The organism is Pseudomonas putida group bacterium ESBL64 (assembly GCF_045277175.1).
In the GTDB taxonomy this organism is placed as follows: domain Bacteria; phylum Pseudomonadota; class Gammaproteobacteria; order Pseudomonadales; family Pseudomonadaceae; genus Aquipseudomonas; species Aquipseudomonas alloputida.
In genome coordinates, this window is record NZ_CP145799.1 from 1954189 (window position 1) to 1976717 (window position 22529).

Annotated in this window: 21 protein-coding genes; 7 read left to right on the plus strand and 14 right to left on the minus strand. The window is 60.9% G+C overall.

Features of this window, described 5'->3' with window-relative positions; all coding sequences use genetic code 11:
• Positions 1 to 4 precede the first annotated feature (4 nt).
• The 4 genes from uvrY to V6093_RS09065 all read right to left on the minus strand — a co-directional run bounded on the left by uvrY (position 5) and on the right by V6093_RS09065 (position 2044).
• On the minus strand, positions 5 to 643 hold the full coding sequence (gene uvrY / locus V6093_RS09050; protein ID WP_003251380.1) for a UvrY/SirA/GacA family response regulator transcription factor: 639 nt from the start codon (positions 641 to 643) through the stop codon (positions 5 to 7).
• Positions 644 to 706: 63 nt separating this feature from the next.
• On the minus strand, positions 707 to 1096 hold the full coding sequence (locus tag V6093_RS09055) for a helix-turn-helix domain-containing protein (RefSeq protein WP_012051783.1): 390 nt from the start codon (positions 1094 to 1096) through the stop codon (positions 707 to 709).
• 107 nt (positions 1097 to 1203) lie between these two features.
• A complete protein-coding gene (locus V6093_RS09060; RefSeq protein WP_012051782.1) occupies positions 1204 to 1647 on the minus strand; it encodes a GNAT family N-acetyltransferase in 444 nt (147 codons plus the stop codon).
• Between the two features lie 10 nt (positions 1648 to 1657).
• A complete protein-coding gene (locus V6093_RS09065; RefSeq protein ID WP_108078326.1) occupies positions 1658 to 2044 on the minus strand; it encodes a DUF488 domain-containing protein in 387 nt (128 codons plus the stop codon).
• Positions 2045 to 2172: 128 nt separating this feature from the next.
• Here V6093_RS09065 and V6093_RS09070 point away from each other — a divergent pair, with 128 nt between their 5' ends.
• Positions 2173 to 3789: an inorganic phosphate transporter gene (locus V6093_RS09070; protein WP_265978091.1), complete on the plus strand. Its 1617-nt coding sequence runs from the start codon at positions 2173 to 2175 to the stop codon at positions 3787 to 3789.
• A 180-nt stretch (positions 3790 to 3969) separates the two neighbouring features.
• On the opposite strand, the gene V6093_RS09075 is transcribed toward V6093_RS09070, so the two are convergent.
• From V6093_RS09075 to V6093_RS09085, 3 genes are all read right to left on the minus strand, one after another.
• Positions 3970 to 4665, minus strand: coding sequence for a glutathione S-transferase N-terminal domain-containing protein (locus tag V6093_RS09075; RefSeq protein WP_003251392.1), 696 nt, complete (start codon positions 4663 to 4665; stop codon positions 3970 to 3972).
• Positions 4666 to 4752: 87 nt separating this feature from the next.
• Complete coding sequence (locus tag V6093_RS09080; protein ID WP_014755926.1) at positions 4753 to 5250, minus strand: PaaI family thioesterase; 498 nt, start codon at positions 5248 to 5250, stop codon at positions 4753 to 4755.
• 57 nt (positions 5251 to 5307) lie between these two features.
• A complete protein-coding gene (locus V6093_RS09085) occupies positions 5308 to 6690 on the minus strand; it encodes an amino acid permease (protein WP_003251396.1) in 1383 nt (460 codons plus the stop codon).
• Positions 6691 to 6947: 257 nt separating this feature from the next.
• On the opposite strand from V6093_RS09085, the gene gcvA reads away from it, so the two are divergent.
• Together gcvA and V6093_RS09095 are read left to right on the plus strand one after the other, a co-directional pair.
• Positions 6948 to 7844: a transcriptional regulator GcvA gene (gene gcvA / locus V6093_RS09090; protein WP_003251398.1), complete on the plus strand. Its 897-nt coding sequence runs from the start codon at positions 6948 to 6950 to the stop codon at positions 7842 to 7844.
• 178 nt (positions 7845 to 8022) lie between these two features.
• On the plus strand, positions 8023 to 9273 hold the full coding sequence (locus tag V6093_RS09095) for an aspartate aminotransferase family protein (RefSeq protein ID WP_047604833.1): 1251 nt from the start codon (positions 8023 to 8025) through the stop codon (positions 9271 to 9273).
• A gap of 3 nt (positions 9274 to 9276) precedes the next feature.
• Here the strand turns inward: V6093_RS09095 and V6093_RS09100 are convergent, their stop codons facing one another.
• Positions 9277 to 9579 carry a hypothetical protein gene (locus V6093_RS09100; RefSeq protein ID WP_003251402.1) on the minus strand — a complete coding sequence of 101 codons (303 nt, stop codon included), beginning with the start codon at positions 9577 to 9579 and terminating at the stop codon, positions 9277 to 9279.
• Positions 9580 to 9825: 246 nt separating this feature from the next.
• Between V6093_RS09100 and V6093_RS09105 the strand changes: the two genes are divergently transcribed.
• Positions 9826 to 10251, plus strand: a complete 426-nt coding sequence (locus V6093_RS09105; RefSeq protein ID WP_014755923.1) for a hypothetical protein — start codon at positions 9826 to 9828, stop codon at positions 10249 to 10251.
• A gap of 73 nt (positions 10252 to 10324) precedes the next feature.
• On the plus strand, positions 10325 to 12436 hold the full coding sequence (gene fusA, locus V6093_RS09110) for an elongation factor G (RefSeq protein WP_047604834.1): 2112 nt from the start codon (positions 10325 to 10327) through the stop codon (positions 12434 to 12436).
• 112 nt (positions 12437 to 12548) lie between these two features.
• Here fusA and V6093_RS09115 read toward each other — a convergent pair whose 3' ends face one another.
• From V6093_RS09115 to V6093_RS09125, 3 genes are all read right to left on the minus strand, one after another.
• Positions 12549 to 13991, minus strand: a complete 1443-nt coding sequence (locus V6093_RS09115) for a SulP family inorganic anion transporter (protein ID WP_003251409.1) — start codon at positions 13989 to 13991, stop codon at positions 12549 to 12551.
• An 83-nt stretch (positions 13992 to 14074) separates the two neighbouring features.
• Complete coding sequence (locus V6093_RS09120; RefSeq protein WP_108079134.1) at positions 14075 to 15784, minus strand: S8/S53 family peptidase; 1710 nt, start codon at positions 15782 to 15784, stop codon at positions 14075 to 14077.
• A gap of 53 nt (positions 15785 to 15837) precedes the next feature.
• Positions 15838 to 17013, minus strand: a complete 1176-nt coding sequence (locus V6093_RS09125) for a hypothetical protein (protein ID WP_003251412.1) — start codon at positions 17011 to 17013, stop codon at positions 15838 to 15840.
• 125 nt (positions 17014 to 17138) lie between these two features.
• On the opposite strand from V6093_RS09125, the gene V6093_RS09130 reads away from it, so the two are divergent.
• Both V6093_RS09130 and aceA read left to right on the plus strand, forming a co-directional pair.
• Complete coding sequence (locus tag V6093_RS09130; RefSeq protein ID WP_173879731.1) at positions 17139 to 17903, plus strand: secretin N-terminal domain-containing protein; 765 nt, start codon at positions 17139 to 17141, stop codon at positions 17901 to 17903.
• A 490-nt stretch (positions 17904 to 18393) separates the two neighbouring features.
• A complete protein-coding gene (gene aceA / locus V6093_RS09135) occupies positions 18394 to 19719 on the plus strand; it encodes an isocitrate lyase (RefSeq protein WP_012051772.1) in 1326 nt (441 codons plus the stop codon).
• Positions 19720 to 19842: 123 nt separating this feature from the next.
• Here the strand turns inward: aceA and V6093_RS09140 are convergent, their stop codons facing one another.
• From V6093_RS09140 to V6093_RS09150, 3 genes are read right to left on the minus strand one after another with little or no spacing between them, the layout of a single operon-like run.
• Complete coding sequence (locus V6093_RS09140) at positions 19843 to 20583, minus strand: SDR family NAD(P)-dependent oxidoreductase (protein WP_080756731.1); 741 nt, start codon at positions 20581 to 20583, stop codon at positions 19843 to 19845.
• Positions 20584 to 20601: 18 nt separating this feature from the next.
• Positions 20602 to 21753: an MFS transporter gene (locus V6093_RS09145; RefSeq protein ID WP_047603556.1), complete on the minus strand. Its 1152-nt coding sequence runs from the start codon at positions 21751 to 21753 to the stop codon at positions 20602 to 20604.
• Positions 21754 to 21778: 25 nt separating this feature from the next.
• Entirely contained in the window at positions 21779 to 22513 is a 735-nt protein-coding gene (locus V6093_RS09150; RefSeq protein WP_047603547.1) for a type IV toxin-antitoxin system AbiEi family antitoxin domain-containing protein, read from the minus strand.
• Positions 22514 to 22529 lie beyond the last annotated feature (16 nt).

A 22529-nucleotide genomic window follows, 5' to 3' on the forward strand; every position in this document is an offset into this window, starting at 1 on the left:
GGTTTTACAGGCTTGCGTCAACCATACCGTGGCGAACGGCCAGCAACGTCAGTTCAACGTCGCTGGTGACCGAGAGTTTTTCAAAGATCCGATAACGGTAAGTATTGACGGTCTTGGGCGAGAGGCACAACTTGTCGGAGATGATCTGCACTTTCTGGCAGCCGACAATCATCAGGGCAATCTGGATTTCCCGCTCGGACAGCGCGTCGAACGGCGAGCCCTGCGGCTGGAACGGTTTCAGCGCCAACTGCTGGGCGATCTGCGGGCTGATATAGCGCTGGCCGGCAAAGGCCAGACGAATGGCCTGGACCATTTCGTCAAGGCCTGCACCCTTGGTCAGGTAGCCGGCAGCGCCGGCCTGCAACAAGCGTGTGGGGAACGGGTCTTCCTCGCACACCGTCACCGCCACTACCTTGATGTCAGGGTGGCTGCGCAGCAGCTTGCGGGTGGCCTCCAGGCCGCCGATGCCGGGCATTTTCACATCCATCAGCACAACGTCCGGTTTCAGCTCCCGGGCCAGTTTCAGCGCCGACTCGCCGGAATCTCCCTCACCCACCACCTGCAGGCCGTCGATGTCGGCCAACATGCGTGTAATACCGGTTCGTACCAGATCGTGATCATCGACCACTAAGACCCTAATCAAGCACACACCTCGTCAGCAGGGCGATTGGATCCCGCCACCTTAACAAAATTTTTCACGGTGGGCCTAACGCATTGCTTCCGTCAGAAACGACTGACGTTCGACTGTGAGAGGCCGCACTATTTGCCGGGGCTTGGCGTCGTTGGCCAACCGCCCCAAAAGGTGCAAGAGCGCCGCCTGATCATCCGACCGCAATTTCCGAAAAGCCCCCAGCAAACCGGACTCATTCGTGTTCAAACCTTCGTGTGCTGCCGGGGTGCGCAGGCCGCTGAGGACATACAACGCATCCACGCCCCGGGTCGCCAATGCCGCCAGGTAATCTAGCCGCGGCGTGCGCTCACCGCTTTCGTACTTGCCCTGAGCGTTGGGCTCGACGCCACCGATATCGCCAAATACACGCTGGGTCATACCCAGCCGCTCACGCTCTTCCCGCAGCCGTGGACCGATTCCGTTCATAGGGGCTTCTCCTTTTCCCTTATCCTCTCAAGTACGGCCTGCCCGCCTGCAGGCAGCCGTAAAGGTGTGGATCCACTATGCCCATGCTCTGCGGTCGCGACAAGCCATCATTTAGCTACTACGTTGATATCCCGCTGCATCCGCACAAAGCATTCGTCTTCACCCATTTCGATGAAGCCATGGCGCTGGTACAGCAGGCGGGCCGGGTTGCTGCGGAACACCATCAGCCGCAACAGGGGAAGGCGCCGCTGCCTGGCCCACAGCGCCAGTTCTTCCAGCACCCAGCTACCGACCCCTCGCCCACGGTACTCAGGCAACAGGTGCAACTCGCGGATGAACAGCGCCTGGCGGTCCTGGCTGAGGCTGCAAAAACCCAACAGCGTGTCGCCTTCGATCACCAGCCACTGCTCGCGCCAGCCCCAGGCCGCGTCGAAGGCGTCCTCGATCCACAGCAGGTCGAATTCACGGTAGTAGGGCAACATGGCGCGGCGCGTAAGGTTGCGGGCGAAGGTACAGTGGATGTCTTGGGCGGGAATCAACTGTAAGGGCATCGCATCGCGCTCATTGGGCATAACACACTGGCGAACTGCCAGGGCCACACCTGTCCAGTTCGTTTTCCAACCAGTCGGCCAGCACCCGGGCATTGTTGTGCTCGCTGTCCTTGCCGGCATAAAGCAATGTCAGCGTCCCCTTCCTGGCCATGTCCAGCAGCGGATACCAGTGTTCGGGGTGGGCCGCCAGCGCTTGCTGGTAACGCTGGGTAAAACCGGCGAAATCTACGTCTCCCTGGTGGAACGCCTTACGCAATTCATTCGAAGGTGCCACTTCGCGCAACCACTGCCCATGGAGGTCTTCCTTGCGCTTGTTGCGCGGCCAAAGGCGGTCGACCAGTACACGCTGGCCATCTTCATCCTCAACCGCATCATAGACACGCTTGCAGCGAATCATGGGCGTCTCCTGCCATTACCGTCCGTCTTGAGCCTAGATAATTCATTGATCGAGGTCACGGCCGGGTTACGAATTGTTTCTATGCTCAAGGCCTTCGGCACTTTCGCCCAACGCCAACCGGAGCCCCCATGGCAACCCCGTCAGTGGCCAGCAGCCCACTACTGGCCAAACACGACGCTCGCCCGCAGCTCTCCCACAAACCTGGGCGTGCCACCTTAACGTTGTTCTTCAGCCTGCTGCTGGCGGGTATCGCCTACACCGCCTGGAGCCTCAAGCAGGATGTGACCGCAAGCGGTACGGTCATCACCACGGCCACACCGTTCCTTCTGCTGGGCCTGGCGCTGGTGATTGCCCTGGGCTTCGAGTTCGTCAACGGCTTCCACGACACTGCCAACGCGGTAGCCACCGTGATATACACCCATTCGTTGCCGGCGCCGGTAGCGGTGGTGTGGTCTGGGTTGTGCAACTTCCTGGGCGTGCTTTTTTCCAGTGGCGCGGTGGCCTTCGGCATCATCGCCCTGCTACCGGTAGAACTGATTCTACAAGTGGGTTCTTCGGCCGGCTTCGCCATGGTCTTCGCCCTGCTGCTGGCGGCGATCATCTGGAACCTTGGCACTTGGTGGCTGGGCCTGCCGGCATCGTCCTCGCACACCCTGATTGGCTCGATCATCGGCGTGGGCGTGGCCAATGCGCTGATGCATGGGCGTGACGGCACCAGCGGCGTGGACTGGGCCCAGGCCAGCAAGGTGGGTTATGCCCTGCTGTTCTCACCGCTGATCGGTTTTGCTTGCGCAGCCCTGCTGCTGCTGGCCCTGCGCGCGCTGGTCAAACGCAAGGCACTTTACCAGGCACCGGAAGGCCAAACACCGCCACCGTGGTGGATCCGCAGCCTACTGATTCTGACCTGCACCGGGGTCTCTTTTGCCCACGGTTCCAACGATGGCCAGAAAGGCATGGGGCTGATCATGCTGATTCTGGTCGGCACCCTGCCGATGGCTTATGCGTTGAACAAGACCATGCCCAACGCGCAGGCCCTGCAGTTTTCCGCCGTCGCCGAGGTGACCCGCCAGGCACTGGTGCGCAGCAACCCGCAAGCGGCCCCGGATGACCCGCGCCAGGTGCTTACCCTGTTCATTGCCCAGCCCAAGGCCAGCCCGCACCTGGTACCGGCATTGGCGGCGCTGACCGGGATGATCGGCGAAGAGGTCAAAGGCTATGGCTCGCTCAAACGCGTACCGGCTGAAGCCATGGCCAACGTGCGCAACGACATGTACCTGACCAGTGAAGCCATCCGCCTCATGGAGAAAAACCACCTGGTGACATTCGATGCCGACACCCGCAGCCAAGTGCAGTTGTTCAAGGCCCAGCTGGACGACGCCACCCGCTATATTCCGTTGTGGGTGAAGGTGGCTGTAGCCATCGCGCTCGGGCTGGGGACCATGGTTGGCTGGCGGCGTATTGTGGTCACCGTTGGCGAGAAGATCGGCAAGACCCACCTCAGCTATGCCCAAGGCGCATCGGCTGAAGTGGTGGCGATGTGCACCATTGGCGCGGCGGATATGTTCGGGTTGCCGGTGTCGACCACGCATGTGCTGAGTTCGGGGGTGGCCGGCGCCATGGTCGCCAATGGGTCGGGGATTCAGAAACGCACGTTGTTCAATCTGCTGATGGCCTGGGTGCTGACCCTGCCAGCGGCAATGCTGTTGGCTGGCAGCCTGTACTGGCTGCTGAACCACATCTTCTGAACCCGTACGCCGCCTTCTGTAGGAGCGGGTTTACCCGCGAATACGGTAGCGGCGGCAACGGTGAATGGCAGGTGGAGATTGGCCAGCAGGCCCGGCCCTTTCGCGTGTAAACCCGCGCCTACGGGCGACCGCGCAGGCCTTTCAACGTTTGCACAAGGCAGTTGTCCCTACACAGGTTGATCAGCCCGGGATTTTCAGGCCACGCTGCACGGCTGGCCGTTCGAGGAAATTCGCCAGCACGCGCTGCACTTCCTTGAACTGGTCGAAGCCCACCAGGTCACGGGCGTTGTAGCGCTCCACCAGGTTGCGCACCCAAGGGAAGATGGCGATGTCGGCAATGCTGTATTCCTCAGCCATCCACTGCCGACCTTTCAAATGCCGATCCAGCACGCCCAGCAGCCGCTTGGACTCGTTGACATAGCGGTCGCGCGGGCGCTTGTCTTCATATTCCTTGCCCGCAAAGAAATGGAAGAACCCGACCTGGCCGAACATCGGCCCGATGCCGCCCATCTGGAACATCAGCCACTGCAGGGTCTGGTAGCGCTGGGCGGGGTCCTGGCTGAGCAGCTGGCCGCTCTTCTCCGCCAGGTACTGCAAGATCGCCCCCGACTCGAACAGCGGCAGCGGCTGACCGCCCGGCCCGTTCGGGTCGAGGATGGCGGGAATCTTGTTGTTCGCGCTGAGCGAGATGAACTCGGGGCTCAATTGGTCATCGTTGTCGAAGCTGACCTTGTGCGCCTCGTAAGCCAAGCCAATCTCTTCGAGCATGATCGACACCTTCACCCCGTTGGGTGTCGGCAGCGAGTACAACTGCAGGCGTTCGGGATGTTTGGCGGGCCATTTGCGGGTGATGGGGAAAGCACTGAGTTCGGTCATGATCAACCTTGCCAAGGGAATGAACCTGTCACTCTAGAGACATCCCCAGCCGCTGACCATCACCGACCACTCATCAGCGTTGGCAGCTCAGGCCTGGCCGTGGGCCTTGAGCTTGAGCTTTTCGGTATCGACGCGGACAAACACGGAATCGGCAGTCACCGTCAGTACATCCTCTGCCCAGACTTCGCAGATGACCCGGCTCTTGCGCCCCACTTCGCCTTCGACACGCGCCTTGAGCAACAGCTCGACGCCCATCGGCGTAGGTTTCAGGTAGGTCAGGTTGAGCGTGCCGGTAACGCAGTCGATACGCGGCAGGCTGCCCGGTTCTCGGCCTTCGTTACGGTAGTGGTAGGCCATCGCCGTCCAGTTGGAGTGGCAGTCGACCAGCATCGCCAGCAGGCCACCGTAAACCAGGCCAGGCCAGCCAATGAAGGTGCTGTCGGGCGAGTGCCGGCACACCAGGTGAACACCGTCGGCGTCCCAGTGGCTTTGCAGGTGCAGGCCGCTGGGGTGGGAACAGCCGCAGCCATAGCAAGTACCCTCAGGGGCCGCGAGGGCTTGAAGGGAAAGGGTGTGCTCAGTCATACGCTTCCTGTGCTTGTTGGAATGGGGGCGCGCAACGCCCCCATTAAAGCAGAAACATCAGACCGTCTGGGCAACCATCTTCGTACGCCGCTGGGTCAGTGAAACCAGCAGGATGAACGCGGTCACCCCGGCAGTCATCAGCGTCTCATAGCGGTAGGCGTCGCTGAACAGCATGTAGCCCAGCACCATGACGATGGTGCCGATCACCAGCCAGGTCAGCCATGGGAACAGCCACATCTTCAGTTCCAGCGGGCGCCCTTCACGCTCGGCACGGGCACGCATGCGCAGCTGCGACACGGCAATGACCAGGTACACCAGCAAAGCGATGGCGCCAGTGGTCGACAGCAGGAAGCCAAACACCTTGCCCGGGAACACATAGTTGACGAGGCAGCCAGCGAAACCCGCCAGGGTCGAGAAGATCACTGCCACGGTCGGCACGCCGGAACCGGAGATGCGCTTGGTCACGCTCAGCGCCTGGCCACGCGCGCCAAGCGAATAGAGCATGCGCGACGCCGTGTAGAGCCCCGAGTTCATGCAACTTGTCACCGCCACCAGCACCACCAGGTCAACCAGCAACTTGGCGCCCGGCACGTTCAGCACTTCCAGTACACGCTGGAACGACCCTACTGCTTTCAGCCCGGGGTCGTTCCAGGCCACCAGCGACACCACCAGGAAGATCGACGCCAGGTAGAAAATGGCGATGCGGTACACCACCAGGTTGGTGGCGCGGCGAATCTTGTCTTTCGGGTTGGCGGTTTCGTCCGCCGCGATGGTGACGATTTCGGCACCGAAGAACGAGAAGATGGTGATCAGCACGCCCCCAAGCACCGTCCCGAACCCATTGGGCATGAAACCACCGCTGTCCCACAGTCGGCTGACCCCGGAGACCTCGGCCAGCGGCCAGAAACCGAACACCGCCAAGGTGCACACCCCGATGAAGCCAATGATCGCGACCACCTTGACCAACGCGAACCAGTACTCGAAAGCACCGAAGTTCTTCACGCTGACCAGGTTGGTGCCCGACAGCACCAGCATGATCAGGAAGGCGAACAGCCAGGACGGCACGCCAGGGAAGTAGGCATGCAGGATGTCAGCACCGGCAATGGCTTCCACCGGAATGATCAACACCCAGAACCACCAGTACAGCCAGCCAATGGTAAAGCCCGCCCAAGGCCCGATGGCCTCCGAGGCGTAGGTGGAAAAAGAGCCGCTGTTGGGGTTTGCGATGGCCATTTCACCCAGCATGCGCATCACCAGCAAGACCAGCAGGCCAGTCATGGCGTAGGAGATGAGGATGGCCGGGCCGGCGGTGGCAATGGCGTTGGAGGACCCGATGAACAGCCCGGCGCCGATGATGCCGGCAATGGAGATCATGGAAACCTGACGGGAAGTCAGGCCGTGCTGCAGTGAGCGCTGTTTCTTGTTGTCTTGCGAAGCCATGAAGAACCCTCGAATGGGTCGGCCGCAGCAAAGCGGCTGAAGGTCTGAGCAGAATTCTTATAAATTTCTGATGTGTGTTGTTGTTGTTTTTTGCAGATGACCGAAGCGGGTATTGACCTCCTCTTCGCATGACCGGTTGTAATCGTTGATCCAGGTCAGTATTAATCTATAGGCCGGGGTCAACAAACGACCTTTTCGAACCACATAATTCCTTTATGGAATGAACTCCTTCCTTTTTTGCTCGGTATTCGCCCGTCATGTCCAAACGCCTGATGCCTTCGACCACCGCCCTTCAGTGCTTCGAAGCGGCCGCTCGCCACCTCAGCTTCACCCGCGCGGCCCAGGAACTGCACCTGACCCAGAGCGCCGTCAGCAAGCAGGTCGCGCAGCTTGAAGACATGCTCTCGCACTCGCTGTTCCAGCGCATTCGCCGGCGCCTGCACCTGACCCCGGCCGGCGCGCTGTACCTCACCGAAGTGAACAAGATCCTCACCCAGATCGACATATCCAGCCGCTACATCCTCAGCTACGGCGACGAAACCGAAGTGCTGCGCATCGCCACCCAGCCGACCTTCGGCGCCCGCTGGCTGGTGCCCCGGCTCAAGGGTTTTGGTGACCGCTACCCACGCATTCACCTGGATGTGCGCAACGAGCTGGAGCCATTCGACCTGGTACAGGCCAAGGCTGACGTCGCCTTTTTCTTCGGCCAGGGCACCTGGCCCGGGGCGACCTGCATCGAGTTGTTCAGCGAAGAAGTGGTGCCGGTGTGCAGCCCGCAGCTGCTGGCCAGCCACCGTTTCGACAGCGCCCAGGCATTGACTGAGCACCGCCTGTTGCAATGCGTGTCGCGGCCGGAGGCCTGGCATGAGTGGTTCCTGGGGCTTGGGTTGCATAGCCAGAACAGCTACCACGGGCCGCGCTTCGACACGTTCTACCTGTGTATCCGCGCGGCCATCTCCGGCTGCGGCATAGCCCTGATTCCCCGCTATCTGGTGGCCGAAGAGCTGAGCGAAGGCAAGCTGGTGGTGGCCTGGGACCACCCTGTGGCAAGCAACGGGAGGCACTTCATTGCGCATGCCGAGCATGCGGCCGAAGTGCCCAAGATCAGGGCCTTCGTGCAGTGGATCCGGGAGCGGGTGGCTGAAGGCGATTGATTTGACCTGCCCTGGCCTCTGGTAGGAGCGGGCTTGCCCGCGAAGAGGCCGGCAGCCAACCCAAAAAACCGGCCAGATCACGAATCCATGGAATGATCGCAATCGAATAATTCGTTTGCGGAATAACCCGCCGACACGCTTGGATAATAAGAAACTCGAACAAGGTCCGCGTGCCCCCATGAACCAGGAAAGTATCAGCCAATCCATTGCCATCGTTCACCCGATCACACTTTCCCATGGCCGTAATGCCGAAGTCTGGGACACTGACGGCAAACGTTACATCGACTTCGTCGGCGGTATCGGCGTGCTCAACCTGGGCCACTGCAACCCCGCTGTAGTCGAGGCCATCCAGGCTCAGGCCACCCGCCTGACCCACTACGCCTTCAACGCGGCCCCTCACGGCCCGTACCTGGCCCTGATGGAGCAACTGAGCCAGTTTGTGCCAGTCAGCTACCCACTGGCCGGCATGCTCACCAACAGCGGCGCGGAAGCGGCGGAAAACGCCCTGAAAGTGGCCCGCGGCGCCACCGGCAAACGCGCCATCATCGCGTTCGACGGCGGCTTCCATGGCCGCACCCTGGCCACCCTGAACCTCAATGGCAAGGTCGCCCCCTACAAGCAGCGGGTCGGCGAACTGCCCGGGCCGGTGTATCACCTGCCCTACCCCAGCGCGGATACCGGAGTTACCTGCGAGCAAGCGCTCAAGGCCATGGACCGCCTGTTCAGCGTCGAGCTGGCGGTGGAGGACGTCGCGGCGTTCATCTTCGAGCCGGTGCAGGGTGAAGGCGGCTTCCTTGCCCTGGACCCGGCCTTCGCCCAGGCCCTGCGCCGCTTCTGCGACGAGCGTGGCATCCTGATCATCATCGACGAGATCCAGTCGGGCTTCGGCCGCACCGGCCAGCGCTTCGCGTTTCCGCGCCTGGGCATCGAGCCCGACCTGCTGCTGCTGGCCAAGAGCATCGCTGGCGGTATGCCGCTGGGTGCAGTGGTCGGGCGCAAGGAATTGATGGCGGCGCTGCCCAAGGGCGGCCTGGGTGGCACCTATTCGGGCAACCCGATTGCCTGTGCGGCGGCCTTGGCCAGCCTGGCGCAGATGACCGACGAAAACGTTGCAACCTGGGGTGAACGGCAGGAACAGGCCATCGTCAGCCGTTATGAGCGCTGGAAGGCTTCGGGCCTGAGCCCGTACATCGGCCGCCTGACCGGCGTGGGCGCCATGCGAGGGATCGAGTTCGCCAATGCCGATGGCAGCCCGGCACCGGCACAACTGGCCAAGGTGATGGAAGCGGCCCGCGCCAAGGGCCTGCTGCTGATGCCCAGCGGCAAGGCGCGGCACATCATTCGCCTGCTGGCGCCGTTGACCATCGAGGCCGAGGTGCTCGAGGAAGGGCTGGATATCCTCGAACAGTGCCTGGCAGAACTGAACTGAGGCTTACAGGCCGAGTTCTTCCGGGGTAAGCATGTCGGACTCGAAGGCGATCCAGCCGCCTTCCAGTTCGGCATGGCCGTTGACGATCGGGCCGTAATAGGTCAGGCCGTTCTCCAGGGTTACGCAAATGTGCGTGGCCGGTTTCTCAGGGGCCGCGAGCGTACCGACGAAATGCACCTTCTTCAGGGTTTCGGTCACCGCTTCCAGGCCCACGCGCATCCTGGGGTTTTCCGAAGCCTCGGTATCTCCGCCACGGTCTTCAGCGCTGATGGTCACGGTGGCGATGTACGGGTACTTGATGCTCAAACGGGGTTACCTCGGTGGGTGTATAGGCGTACGGGCGCGTAGAGTACGGCAGGCCGTCTCTGTTGTCTCTACTGGCCTCTTCGCGGGCACGCCCGCTCCCACAGGGATCGCATGTTGCTCAGGGTATGCAGGGTACCTGTGCGGGGCGGGTCTGCCTGGGAAGAGCCGGGCCTGCAACAGGTGATCTGAATGCCCCGATCTGTTAGGGTGCCGGCCGATGCACGCCACACCACACGAGGATCCCGAGTGAGCGCCGAAGAACCCCTGATCGCCGACCTGTTCGAAGTCGACAAACGCCTGTCCCTCAAGCCCGTCGTGGACTTCAACAGCTACCTGCGCAATGCCTTCGGCGAGGGCCCATGCCGCTGCCACCGCTGCGTAGAAGGCGCCGACCAAAGCACCTACAGCCACGCGCACAACTTCACCTTCGAAGGCCGCCAGTGGCACCGCCGGTTCGCCACTACCGCCGGCAGCGACGTCGCCCAGGTGTTGAAAAAAGCCTGGCTGTCGTACACCAAGGCTGATCTCAACCTGGTCGGCGCGCTGGACCTGACCACCCTCAAGACCTTCACCGAGGCCGCCCTGCACACGCGCCTGCTAGCCTTGCTGCCGGCCAGCGGCCTGGCCCGTGAAGTAGATGGCCAGTGGATGCTGCAAGCCCAGGCCGACTGACGGCCCGGTGGCAGGGCAGGATTCCACCGGTCTGCTAACTTGGTGGAATCCGTCCACCCACAGGTAGTCCGCCATGGCCCGCACAACGCCCATCGAGCTGTACCGCAATATCGGCATCGTCGCCCACGTGGATGCCGGCAAGACCACGACCACCGAGCGGATCCTGTTCTACACCGGGGTCAACCACAAGATGGGCGAAGTGCACGATGGCGCGGCGACCATGGACTGGATGGCCCAGGAGCAGGAACGCGGCATCACCATCACCTCGGCGGCGACCACAGCGTTCTGGCAAGGCTCGACCAAGCAGTTCGCCCACAAGTACCGTTTCAACATCATCGACACCCCAGGCCACGTCGATTTCACCATCGAGGTGGAGCGCTCATTGCGCGTGCTCGATGGCGCGGTCGTGGTATTCAGCGGCGCGGACGGCGTCGAGCCGCAGTCCGAGACAGTCTGGCGCCAGGCCAACAAGTACCACGTGCCACGCTTGGCCTACATCAACAAGATGGACCGCCAAGGGGCCGACTTCCTGCGCGTGGTCAAGCAGATCGATCAACGCCTGGGGCACCACCCGGTGCCCATCCAGCTGGCCATCGGCAGCGAAGAGCACTTCATCGGCCAGATCGATCTGGTGAAGATGAAGGCCATCTACTGGAACGACGCCGACCAAGGCACCAGCTACCGCGAAGAAGACATACCCGCCGAGCTGCAGGCGCTTGCCGACGAATGGCGCGCGCACATGATAGAAGCAGCCGCCGAGGCCAATGACGAACTGCTCAACAAGTTTCTCGAAGGCGAAGAGCTGAGCATCGAAGAGATCAAGGCCGGACTGCGCAAACGCACCATCGCTAACGAAATCGTGCCGACCATCCTCGGCTCCTCTTTCAAGAACAAGGGCGTACCGCTGATGCTCGATGCGGTAATCGATTACCTGCCCGCCCCCTCGGAAATTCCTGCCATCCGCGGCACCGACCCGGACGATGAAGACAAGCACCTGGAACGGCGCGCCGACGACGAAGAGCCGTTCTCGGCACTGGCGTTCAAGATCGCCACCGACCCGTTCGTCGGCACCCTCACCTTCGCCCGCGTTTATTCTGGCGTGCTCAGGTCAGGCAATGCGGTACTCAACTCGGTCAAAGGCAAGAAGGAACGCATCGGCCGCATGGTGCAGATGCATGCCAACCAGCGTGCCGAAATCAAGGACGTGTGCGCCGGCGATATCGCCGCGCTGATCGGCATGAAAGACGTGACCACCGGTGACACCCTGTGCGACATGGACAAGCCGATCATTCTCGAACGCATGGACTTCCCCGACCCGGTGATTTCCGTCGCAGTAGAGCCGAAAACCAAGGCCGACCAGGAAAAAATGGGGATCGCGCTGGGCAAGCTGGCCCAGGAAGACCCCTCATTCCGCGTGCGTACCGATGAAGAGACTGGCCAGACCATCATCTCGGGCATGGGCGAGCTGCACCTGGATATCATCGTCGACCGCATGCGCCGCGAGTTCAACGTCGAGGCCAACATCGGCAAGCCGCAGGTGGCCTACCGGGAAAAAATCCGCAATACCTGCGAGATCGAGGGGCGTTTCGTGCGCCAGTCCGGTGGCCGTGGCCAATACGGCCATTGCTGGATCCGTTTCGCCCCCGGTGATGAAGGCAAAGAAGGCCTGGAGTTCATCAACGAGATCGTCGGCGGCGTGGTACCCCGCGAGTACATCCCGGCAATCCAGAAGGGTATCGAAGAGCAAATGAAGAACGGCGTGCTTGCCGGCTACCCCCTGATCAACCTCAAGGCCGCCGTGTTCGACGGCTCGTACCACGATGTCGACTCCAACGAGATGGCCTACAAGATCGCCGCGTCAATGGCCACCAAGCAGTTGTCGCAGAAAGGCGGCGCAGTGTTGCTGGAGCCGGTGATGAAGGTAGAGGTGGTGACGCCCGAGGAATATCAGGGCGACATCCTCGGCGACTTGAGCCGACGTCGCGGCATGATCCAGGACGGTGATGAAACACCGGCTGGCAAGGTGATACGTGCCGAAGTGCCGTTGGGTGAAATGTTCGGCTACGCCACCTCGATGCGCTCGATGACCCAGGGCCGGGCCAGCTTCTCGATGGAGTTCACCCGCTATGCCGAGGCCCCGGCGAGCATTGCCGATGGCATCGTCAAGAAGAGCCGCGGAGAGTAAGCGGTTCTCCTGTGCCGGCCTCTTCGCGGGTAAACCCGCGCCTACAGGGGTATGCGATCCCCCGTAGGCGCGGGTTTACCCGCGAAGAAACCGACACAGACACCAGCAGTTTTCAGTGCTGCTCGCCCGCCCGCTTCAACAGCTTTTTGCACCGCTCGGACAAATGCACCACGCGCAAATGCTTGCCCGCCTTGGCATAGCGCTCGCGCAGGGTTTTCAGCGCCGCAACCGCCGAATAGTCGACAAAGCTCAAATGCTGGCAATCCAGCGTGACCTGGGCCGGGTCCCCGGCCGTGTCGAACTGGTTGAGGAACGAGGTGGTCGAGGCAAAGAACAGCGTGCCATGCAGTTGATAACGCTTGCCGCCCTCCGCGTCCTCATGGGTGTCGGCATACAGCTCCCGCGCATGCTGCCAGGCAAAGTTGAGCGCCGCGATGATGATACCGAACAGCACTGCCATGGCCAGGTCGGTGAGCACCGTGACCACAGTCACCGCAACGATCGCCAGCACATCATTCACCGGCACCTTGTGCAACACCCGCAACGACGCCCAGGCAAAGGTCTGCTGGGCCACCACGAACATCACCCCAACCAGCGCCGCCAGGGGAATGCGCTCGATCAGCGGCGACAGGAACAGCACGAACAGCAGAATCATCACCCCGGCCACTACCCCCGACAACCGGCCCCGGCCATTGGAGCTGAGGTTGATCACCGTCTGCCCGATCATCGCGCAGCCGCCCATGCCGCCGCACAGGCCCGACACCATGTTCGCAGCGCCCAATGCCACACACTCGCGGTCCGGGAAGCCACGGCTCTCGGTGATTTCGTCGGTCAGGTTGAGGGTGAGCAGGGTTTCCAGCAGGCCGACCATGGCCATCAGCACCGCATAGGGAGCGATGATCTTCAGGGTTTCCAGATTCCAGGGCACCTCCGGCAGCGCCAGCCCCGGCAGGCCGCCGGCGATATGCGCCATGTCGCCCAGGGTGCGGGTAGGCAGCCCGAGCACGTACACCAGCAGGCCAACACCGAGGATCGCCACCAGGGCCGGCGGCACCGCACGGGTCAGTTTCGGCAGCACATAAACCACCGCCATGGTCAGCGCGACCAGGCCGATCATCAGGTACAGCGGCGTGCCACTGAGCCAGTGTTCGCCGTCCTTGAAATGCTCCAGCTGAGCCATGGCGATGACGATGGCCAGGCCGTTCACGAAGCCAAGCATGACCGGGTATGGCACCAGGCGCACCAGTTTGCCCAGACGCAGCAGGCCGAACAGGATCATCACCACACCGCCCAGCAGCACCGTGGCCAGCAGGTACTGCACGCCGTGCTGCACCACCAAGGCGACGATCACCACCGCCATCGAGCCGGCAGCGCCTGAGATCATCCCCGGCCGCCCGCCGAACAGCGCCGTCAGGGTACAAATGATGAACGCGCCATACAGGCCCATCAGCGGGTTGAGATGGGCCACCAGAGCAAAGGCGATGCACTCGGGGACCAAGGCAAACGAGGTAGTGAGGCCGGCGAGCAGGTCGGCGCGTAGTCGGGCGGGCTTCATGGGCTTCCTGTGGTGCAGTCCTGACGGACGTTAGAAAAACGAGGGGCGCGATGTTACGGAATTTGTCTGACAGCGGCCACCGCTCAACGCACCCGTTCCAGGCTCTGCACGGCCAGGTCCAGCGCACGCTGCATGTCCAGGCGCGCCGAACGGCCCAGGTCCGGGTCGTTCAGGCGGCCACCACGCTCTGAGGGCAGGATCGGCGCCGTCAGGTCTTCGGCATCCATCGCTTCAAAATCCTGTTCGGCGCCCAGGGTCAAGGCACTGCGCCGCAACAGCATGCGCACCTGTTCCGGGGTAAGTGCCGGGTTGATCGACAGCATCGTCGCCACAGTGGCAGTCACCAAGGGTGTTGCGTACGACGTGCCGCAATGCGCAGCCTCGGCAGACACTGGGCGTATGCAGGCAGCAGCACTGACGTCCACGCGCATGTCGATATTGGAACTGTGACGCTTGCGCACGTGATCGTGGGCTTCAACTACCGTAGCCTTGTCACTGCGCTGATGCCCGCCCACCACCAGCAATTGCTCGGTGATAAACGACGAAGGCAGGCGATATTCATCGGTCCCCGACCAGGACGCACCATTGCCCGCCGAATTCACCACCACCACATCAGGGTGCTCCTTGCGCAGCCAGAGGAAGAACTCCTCAAGTAACTCCTCGTAGCCACTCATTGCCAGCCCGGAGCGCACCAGCGAATCGACCTCATCACCCTTCACATTGCGTGCCCCGACCCGGTGAATGCCCCAGCTCCAGTTCAGCACCCGCACGCCATCTTCGACCAGGTTCACCGAGGCAGCGATGTTGGCGGTGATACCGGCATCCGAGTTGCGCTCTACCACCACCTCGAAGCCAGGGCTGTGCTTGCCCAGCCCTGGCAAAAAGCCCTCACCCTGCGCAGCGAGAATGCCTGCGACATGGCTGCCGTGGCCTGCCGGGCGATCACCGTCGCGAGCGTAGAGGCATGTCTGGCCTTGTTCGCAGCCCCCTCGATAATGGCTGAACCCTGGGGCGTCAAAGTCCACTTCGCGCTCGATTACCCCGACCCGCACGGGCTTCACCGGCAAGCGAGATGCGGCAATCCGGCGCCGGTAGAAATACAGCGCGTCCATGAAGCGGTTGGCGGCCCATTCGTCCGCCTGGTCGATGGCCCGGGTGCTGCGCCCATTGCCCTCCTCCCCGCGCTCGGGGCCGGACTCTTCGACAATCACGGCATCCACGCTGACTTCACTGCCCATGCGCAGGACCATCGCATCGCGCTGCACCAGGTCCTCTACCGGCAAGCGCAACTGGTAGACATTCAGCGGCGGTATGGCACCGACAACCTGGGCGCCGTATTTACCGGCGATGCGCCGGGCCTCGCCGAGGCCGTCGTATTTTTCTTCGATCAACAAGCTGACCAGATCGACATAGGTGGTCAGGCCATCCATGTTCTTCGCCACTTCATCGGGCCCTGCGGCGATCACATGACTGCGTTGGCGGCTCAGCCATACCGGGTTGCTGGTACTGCCGCCATCGGCCAGCCAGAGCGGGGCACTGCGCTGGGCTTGTCTCGCCAGTTTCAGCGTTAGCCGGTCACCCTGGCGCTCGATATCGGCTTCTGACAGCCGCGTACCGCCGAGCCATACCGTTGGCAGATTTGCCCGGAGCCCTTCGGCACGCAGGCACCATCGCTGCTGGCTATCGCTGAACAAGTCGCCGCAACGCTGCAGCTGCTTGATGCGCAGCGTGTCCGCTGCAGCCTGTGCTCCAAGACTGCAAAGCCATAACAGCAAGATCAGGACACCCTTCATGCAATCACCCCACGCGCTCCCTGTGAGTGCGACTTACGGGGCACCTCAAAGGTTCACCTGTGGCCGGCGACTGCCTGGTCGCGGGCGAGCCATTCGGCCATGGCAGTATCCTCCAACGCGTACTCGCCACGATTGGCCTTCCATACCAGCTCCTTGTCGCGCAGGGCATCGAGGGCCTTCTGTACGTTTGCCGTGTTGACGTTGGCTACCGCCTGGGCCTGCTCCAGCTTGCGGCTGACCTCAACCAGGGTTTGCTCGGTAAACGGGGAAAACGGCTGCCGACCCAGCGTGCGCTCAGCCATGACCTCTAGCACGGCCTGCTGCAACGGCGTAAGTTCGTTCCAAGCGCTTTCGTAGTCGCTCCACACCCCGGCTTGATGGTTCAGCGCCCCATTGCGCAGCAGTTCACCCAGGTTGCCCGCCTCCCCCAGGCCGACACTGACTTCGGCCAACAGTTTGTTGAGCATTTCCGGGCGCCGGCCGACCAATTCGAACGCGTATGCCAGGTCCTCTACCTTGAACTGGTTACTGTCGGCCAGGCGACGGTTCCACAAGGCGGTGATGAATTCGACATATTCACGCCCCAGCAACGGAAAAGGCGTGATGCTGGCACCAAAGAATGGCTGCTTGCTCTTGAGTACCAGGTTGGCCAGCTTGTCGCGACTAGAGCCCGTGAACACCAGGCGCAAGCCGTCCGGACGGTCGCCACGGTTAAGGTGGTCACGCGCGGCTTTCAGCGCGAACATCGCATTGAGGCCATCTTCGCTGTTAAGGGCGTGCTGAGCCTCGTCGATGATCAGTACTACCAACTGCCCTGACACTTGATGCAACACGGCAAGCGCCTGGGCCAGGGTAGTACCCGCAGGCAGTTGCGGGCGGGTGAAATCCCAGCTCAGGGTGCGCAGCAGGTTGATCTTGTCGACACCGGCCTTTTTCGCCGTCCTGGCCAGCGCACCTTCGAATCTGGCCAGCGCAGTACCGATGGCGCCGCTGATGAGCTGCGCAGGGGCGGCGTCGCGATCCGACCACAGGTCGACGTAAACCGGTAGCCAGCCGCGCTGTACGCATTCCGGTATGAAGTCGTTGTTGAGGAAGGTGCTCTTGCCCGTACGCCGGGGCGCGGCCAGGAACATGCCCGAGCTGTAATCGACCAACGACTCGCCGGCCAGGTCTTGGGCCAGTGCGGTGGCCAACTGATGACGGCGTAGGAGCGGGCGAACGGGAGACATGCAATTAACCTCAATTATCTTGCCTACTATAATTTATAGCCTACAAGATAAACCAGGATAATACGACCGTCCGCAACAGTGCCGGCGTGATCCAGATCCGGCAAAAAGTCAGCAAATTTGCCATCATGTTGATTCCACCTGCGGAGATCATGGACATGCCGCTACGCCCCCTTTTCACCTCCCTGTTGCTGGTCGCCAGCCTCACCGCCCATGCCGCCACCGAGGTGGTGCCACTTCAGCATCGCAGCAGCGCCGAACTGCTGCCCGCCCTGCAGGCGTTCATCGGCAAGGACGGCACGGTCAGCGCCTTCGAGAACAAACTGATCGTCAACGCCAGCCCCGAGCGCATCGACGACCTGCGCGCCCTGCTGCAACAGCTGGATACCGCGCCCAAGCGCCTGCTGATCAGCGTCGACAACAACGACAGCAACTTCCAGGACAACCGCGGCAACGCACGCGTCATTCACTACGGCACCAGCAACCGCGACGGCGGCATGCAACAGGTACAAGCCAGCGAAGGGCAACCGGCACTGATCCAGGTGGGCCAGAGCATCCCCATTACCAGCACCAGCACAGACGGCTATGGGCGCATTCAAAGCAACACCGAATACCGCAACGTGACCCAAGGCTTCTACGTAACCCCGAGCCTGAGCGGCGAAACGGTTCGTCTGCAAATAAGCAGCAATAATGACCGTATCAGCCATGAACGTGCAGATGTAGTGAAAGTACAAAGTACCGACACGACAGTCACGGGCAAGCTCGGCGAGTGGATCACCCTGGCGGGGTTCAACCAGCAGAGCCAAGCCGACCGCAGCGCGTCAAGCCATACGTACAGCACCCAACGGGGTGAAAACATGACATTGCGGGTCAAAGTCGACCTTGTCGACTGATACCAGGCAACTCAAGGCTTCGACCAAAGGCCTTGAAACTGACTGCCAAGTCGCATTAGACCAAAGATGTAGTAAGTACAAAAAAGCACTACAAAACATTTGACAGGGTCTTTTTCCCAAGGGCATGATGGCCTCGCTCCCGCTAATCAGGGGCCCTGGCAAGGGCCTTCGAGGCGTACTCCTCCCACCCCTGGAGGCGCCTCGTGTCTATACGGCCCACAAGGCGGTTCGACGGGATTGCGACTGCAACGAAGAAGTTGTCCCGAGGGACGGAAGCGCATCACCGCAGTACTGGCAATCGCGTCGCACCGCAGCAAGGCAACCACGAGCCGACCTGCCGGAGCACACCTTCGCCTGGTCTGCCCACCCTTCCCCTTCGAGCCTTCGCGTTCGCCGCCGCATTCCTGCGAACAGGACAGCCGCCAGGCACCTGATCTGCTCCGAGCATCAGCACAATTAACCCAAGATCGATGCGACGAGGTTTATTTCCATGGCACTGACACGCGAACAGCAAATTGCAGCCCTCGAGAAAGACTGGGCCGAAAACCCGCGCTGGAAAGGCGTGACCCGTACCTACACCGCCGCTGATGTCGTTCGCCTGCGTGGCTCCGTGCAACCTGAGCACACCTTTGCGCGTCAGGGCGCAGAAAAACTGTGGAAGCTGGTCACCGAAGGTGCCCACCCGTCCTTCCGCCCCGAAAAAGATTTCGTAAACTGCATGGGCGCCCTGACTGGCGGCCAGGCTGTACAACAGGTCAAGGCCGGCATCCAGGCCATCTACCTGTCCGGCTGGCAGGTTGCCGCCGACAACAACTCGGCCGAGTCGATGTACCCTGACCAGTCGCTGTACCCGGTCGACTCGGTACCGACCGTGGTCAAGCGCATCAACAACGCATTCCGCCGCGCCGACCAGATCCAGTGGAAAGCCGGCAAAAACCCGGGCGACGAAGGCTACATCGACTACTTCGCGCCGATCGTGGCCGACGCCGAAGCCGGTTTCGGTGGCGTACTGAACGCCTACGAGCTGATGAAGAACATGATCGAAGCAGGCGCCGCCGGCGTGCACTTCGAAGACCAGCTGGCCTCGGTGAAAAAATGCGGCCACATGGGCGGCAAGGTGCTGGTGCCGACTCAGGAAGCCGTACAGAAGCTGGTAGCCGCGCGCCTGGCCGCTGACGTGTCGGGCGTACCGACCATCATCCTGGCGCGTACCGACGCCAACGCCGCCGACCTGCTGACCAGCGACTGCGACCCGTACGACCAGCCGTTCGTGGTTGGCGAGCGCACCCGCGAAGGCTTCTACAAGGTCCGTGCCGGCCTCGATCAGGCCATTGCCCGCGGCCTGGCCTACGCCCCGTACGCCGACCTGATCTGGTGTGAAACCGCCAAGCCGGACCTGGACGAAGCCCGTCGCTTCGCCGAGGCGATCAAGAAGGAGTACCCGGACCAGATCCTGTCGTACAACTGCTCGCCTTCCTTCAACTGGAAGAAAAACCTGGACGACGCCACCATCGCCAAGTTCCAGCGCGAATTGTCGGCCATGGGTTACAAGCATCAGTTCATCACCCTGGCTGGCATCCACAACATGTGGCACGGCATGTTCAACCTGGCGCACGACTACGCCCGCAACGACATGACCGCCTACGTGAAGCTGCAGGAGCAGGAATTCGCTGACGCCAGCAAGGGCTACACCTTCGTGGCGCACCAGCAGGAAGTGGGCACTGGCTACTTCGACGACATGACCACCGTGATCCAGGGTGGCGCTTCGTCGGTGACTGCACTGACAGGCTCGACCGAGGAAGAGCAGTTCCACTGATAGTGGGTTGCGGTTGAACAAAGGCCCGGGGCTTGTGAAAGCTCCGGGCTTCTTTAATGCAACGCTACTCTGATGAAGTAAGGCCTTGAGTTACAGACGCCCCACCAAAACTCCGAGTAAACCCTAAGCGCGGAATCCACCATCGATTGGTACCGCCACACCAGTTACGTAAGAAGCTGCTTCCGAGCTAAGCCAGTACACAAGCTCAGCAACTTCATGGGCTTCACAGACCCGCCCCATAGGCTGCGAGGCGCACACCGCATCAAACTTGCTCCCCAATACATGCCTTGCCAATGGCGTTGACACAAATCCCGGACAAACGGCATTGACCCGTACGCCATAAGGGGCATATTCCTTTGCAACGGCCTTGGTAATTCCAACTAGTGCGTGCTTGCTGGCGGTGTATACAGAACCACCCGTGACACTGGCATTCAGACCCGCTAGCGAGGCGACATTGACAATGGTGCCACGCCCCGCCTCACGCATTGCAGGCAACACCGCCTTCATGCATCGCCATGGCGCACTTACATTCGTGGACATGACATCTTCAAAATCAGCCTCGGGATATTCCTCGGTCATCGTGAACGATTGACCATCAATACCAATGCTGTTGACGAGACAATTTATGGGTGGATGATCGAGAGTCAGTCGCCTGAAGAGGTCGGTCAACTCGGTAGGGCTACGCAAATCAACCGAGTACGGATACGCACACCCTGCCTCCCTGTTGATACTCTCACACACACGGACGTTCCTAACATGATCTCGTCCGCACACAATGACTGTGTATTGCTCTCTGGCAAATTTCCAGGCACACGCCTCTCCGATACCGGAATTGCCACCAGTAATAACAACTACCTTACTCATGCGCTCAAATCCCTTCTGCTAATGATCAAGCCTTGCACGTCGCAGAAATAGACAGGTCATGCCAAAAATCACACCAACGCAACCAAAAGCCGCCCAAGTAACACTGAAGCCAAGGCTATCCAGCATCGGCACAGCCAAGGTCACACATAGCACTCGTGCCGCAGCCTGAATCACAGGTATCAACGAAAACAAAAAACCTTGTCGCGACACCGGCGCTCGCTGGGCAATCAAGGTCGCCATGTAGGTGATACCGATGATCTCGCCCAAGGTCCAGACCACCACTAACAGCAGTATTGCGGGCCAAGTATCGACCAAGGCATAAGCACCGAAACCAATGCCGTAGCAGATCGCCGCTAGCGCCATGTTGACCATGGCAGACCAACGGCGGCTCAAGGCGATCAGCGGTCGAGTCAGAACGATGACCAGTAACCCATTAACAATACCTGCCACTCCAAACAGATGCGCCGCGTCTCCCGCCCCCAATGCTCCTAGCCAGAGAGGGAACTGGTATTCACGCTGGCCATCGAGCAAGGACAATACGAAAAATATCATACCCGCCAAGATCACCGCCGAAGGTATCGGCACATCCTTAGCCTTAAGCTGCGTATCTTTAGTATCAAGATGACTTCCAGTTATCGGCAGAGCTAAGGTAGCGCTCGTCACCAGGCAAACCAGGCTTATCGCCGCGGTAAACCACAAGAGATACTGGCTTTGCCAACTCAGCAGAACACCCCCTACGACGAACAGCAGGACACCACCCGCATTACTGGCTAGATGTAGATATGCAAAAGCCCCCACCTGATCGCCAGACGGTGCAGCCTGGGCCGTCATCACGCTGAAAAGCGGCGTGATGGCGCCCGCACTGAACATAAAAAGCAAAATCATCGCAATTGCGATGGGTAAGATCGGCAGAAGGCTGCCCAACAGCGCGAGCAGCGCCGTCGACGAGCAGCCCAACAAGAGAATTCGACTACCCACTCGTCCTGGCAGTTGCCCGCCAAGCAGGTTTCCGGCCAGATAGCTGATAATCATCAGCGATACCGTAGTCGCCAGTTCAGCATCCGCCAAAGCGAAGTGCCGACTCATGAATAACGCCGCAAATGACCCGACCCCGTTGGCCAGGACAAATAGCAATTTGAGCAATGCCACCTTATGCATCAGCGGGCTCATTCGCTTAATGCTGTGGCTTACGGCGCTATCCATGAGGGCCTAGGCACAACGTCGTGCCGTCCTTGAGCCTTGAAATCCAGCGACGCTCGCTTCCAACTCGAATGTTCCATAGCCCCAGCAACTCATCGACATCCAGCAAACTCGCCTGACGAGCCAACCGCAGGTACAAGCGCACAGCCTTCACGCTGGTGCAACACTGGAGTAGTTGGCCACTGGCCAATGGACAGACCTCGCCAACGGCATAGAAATACTCCCTAGCCTTCAGCAAATCACGACTGCTGCCGACTTCATATAGCATCTCCAGCAACGCACGCTCGGGCACTGACCTGAGCAGCCCACCCCGCCGCTCAAGGGTCGCCGTGCGCAGAGATATCTCCCCGCCCCAATCAAACAATCTTGCATACACATAGCGCACCGAATAACGTTCGGTAAACCACCGAGGTAATGAGACTCGGTTATCGCCCCACAACACTAGCGAAGTATCATTTTCATAAATTTCGCGAAACGCACTGCTACCTCCTAAATGCAGGCAGGTGATCCGACGCTCCAGATAGCAGCACCCCACCGCAAGGTTCAACTCACTATCTGGAAAGGCATAGATACCGCGAGCTACGCGATTCAGCCAACCATTCCTGGCATAGCTGGCAGCCCTCTGGCTCGATATCCCAATGCGTTGCAAGATGCTTAGGTCGAGCAACATCTCGCGTGGCTGGGAGGTATAGAGTTTTCTGATCAAAGAATATTGTTGTTGTATAGGCATACCTGCATCCTGCGAC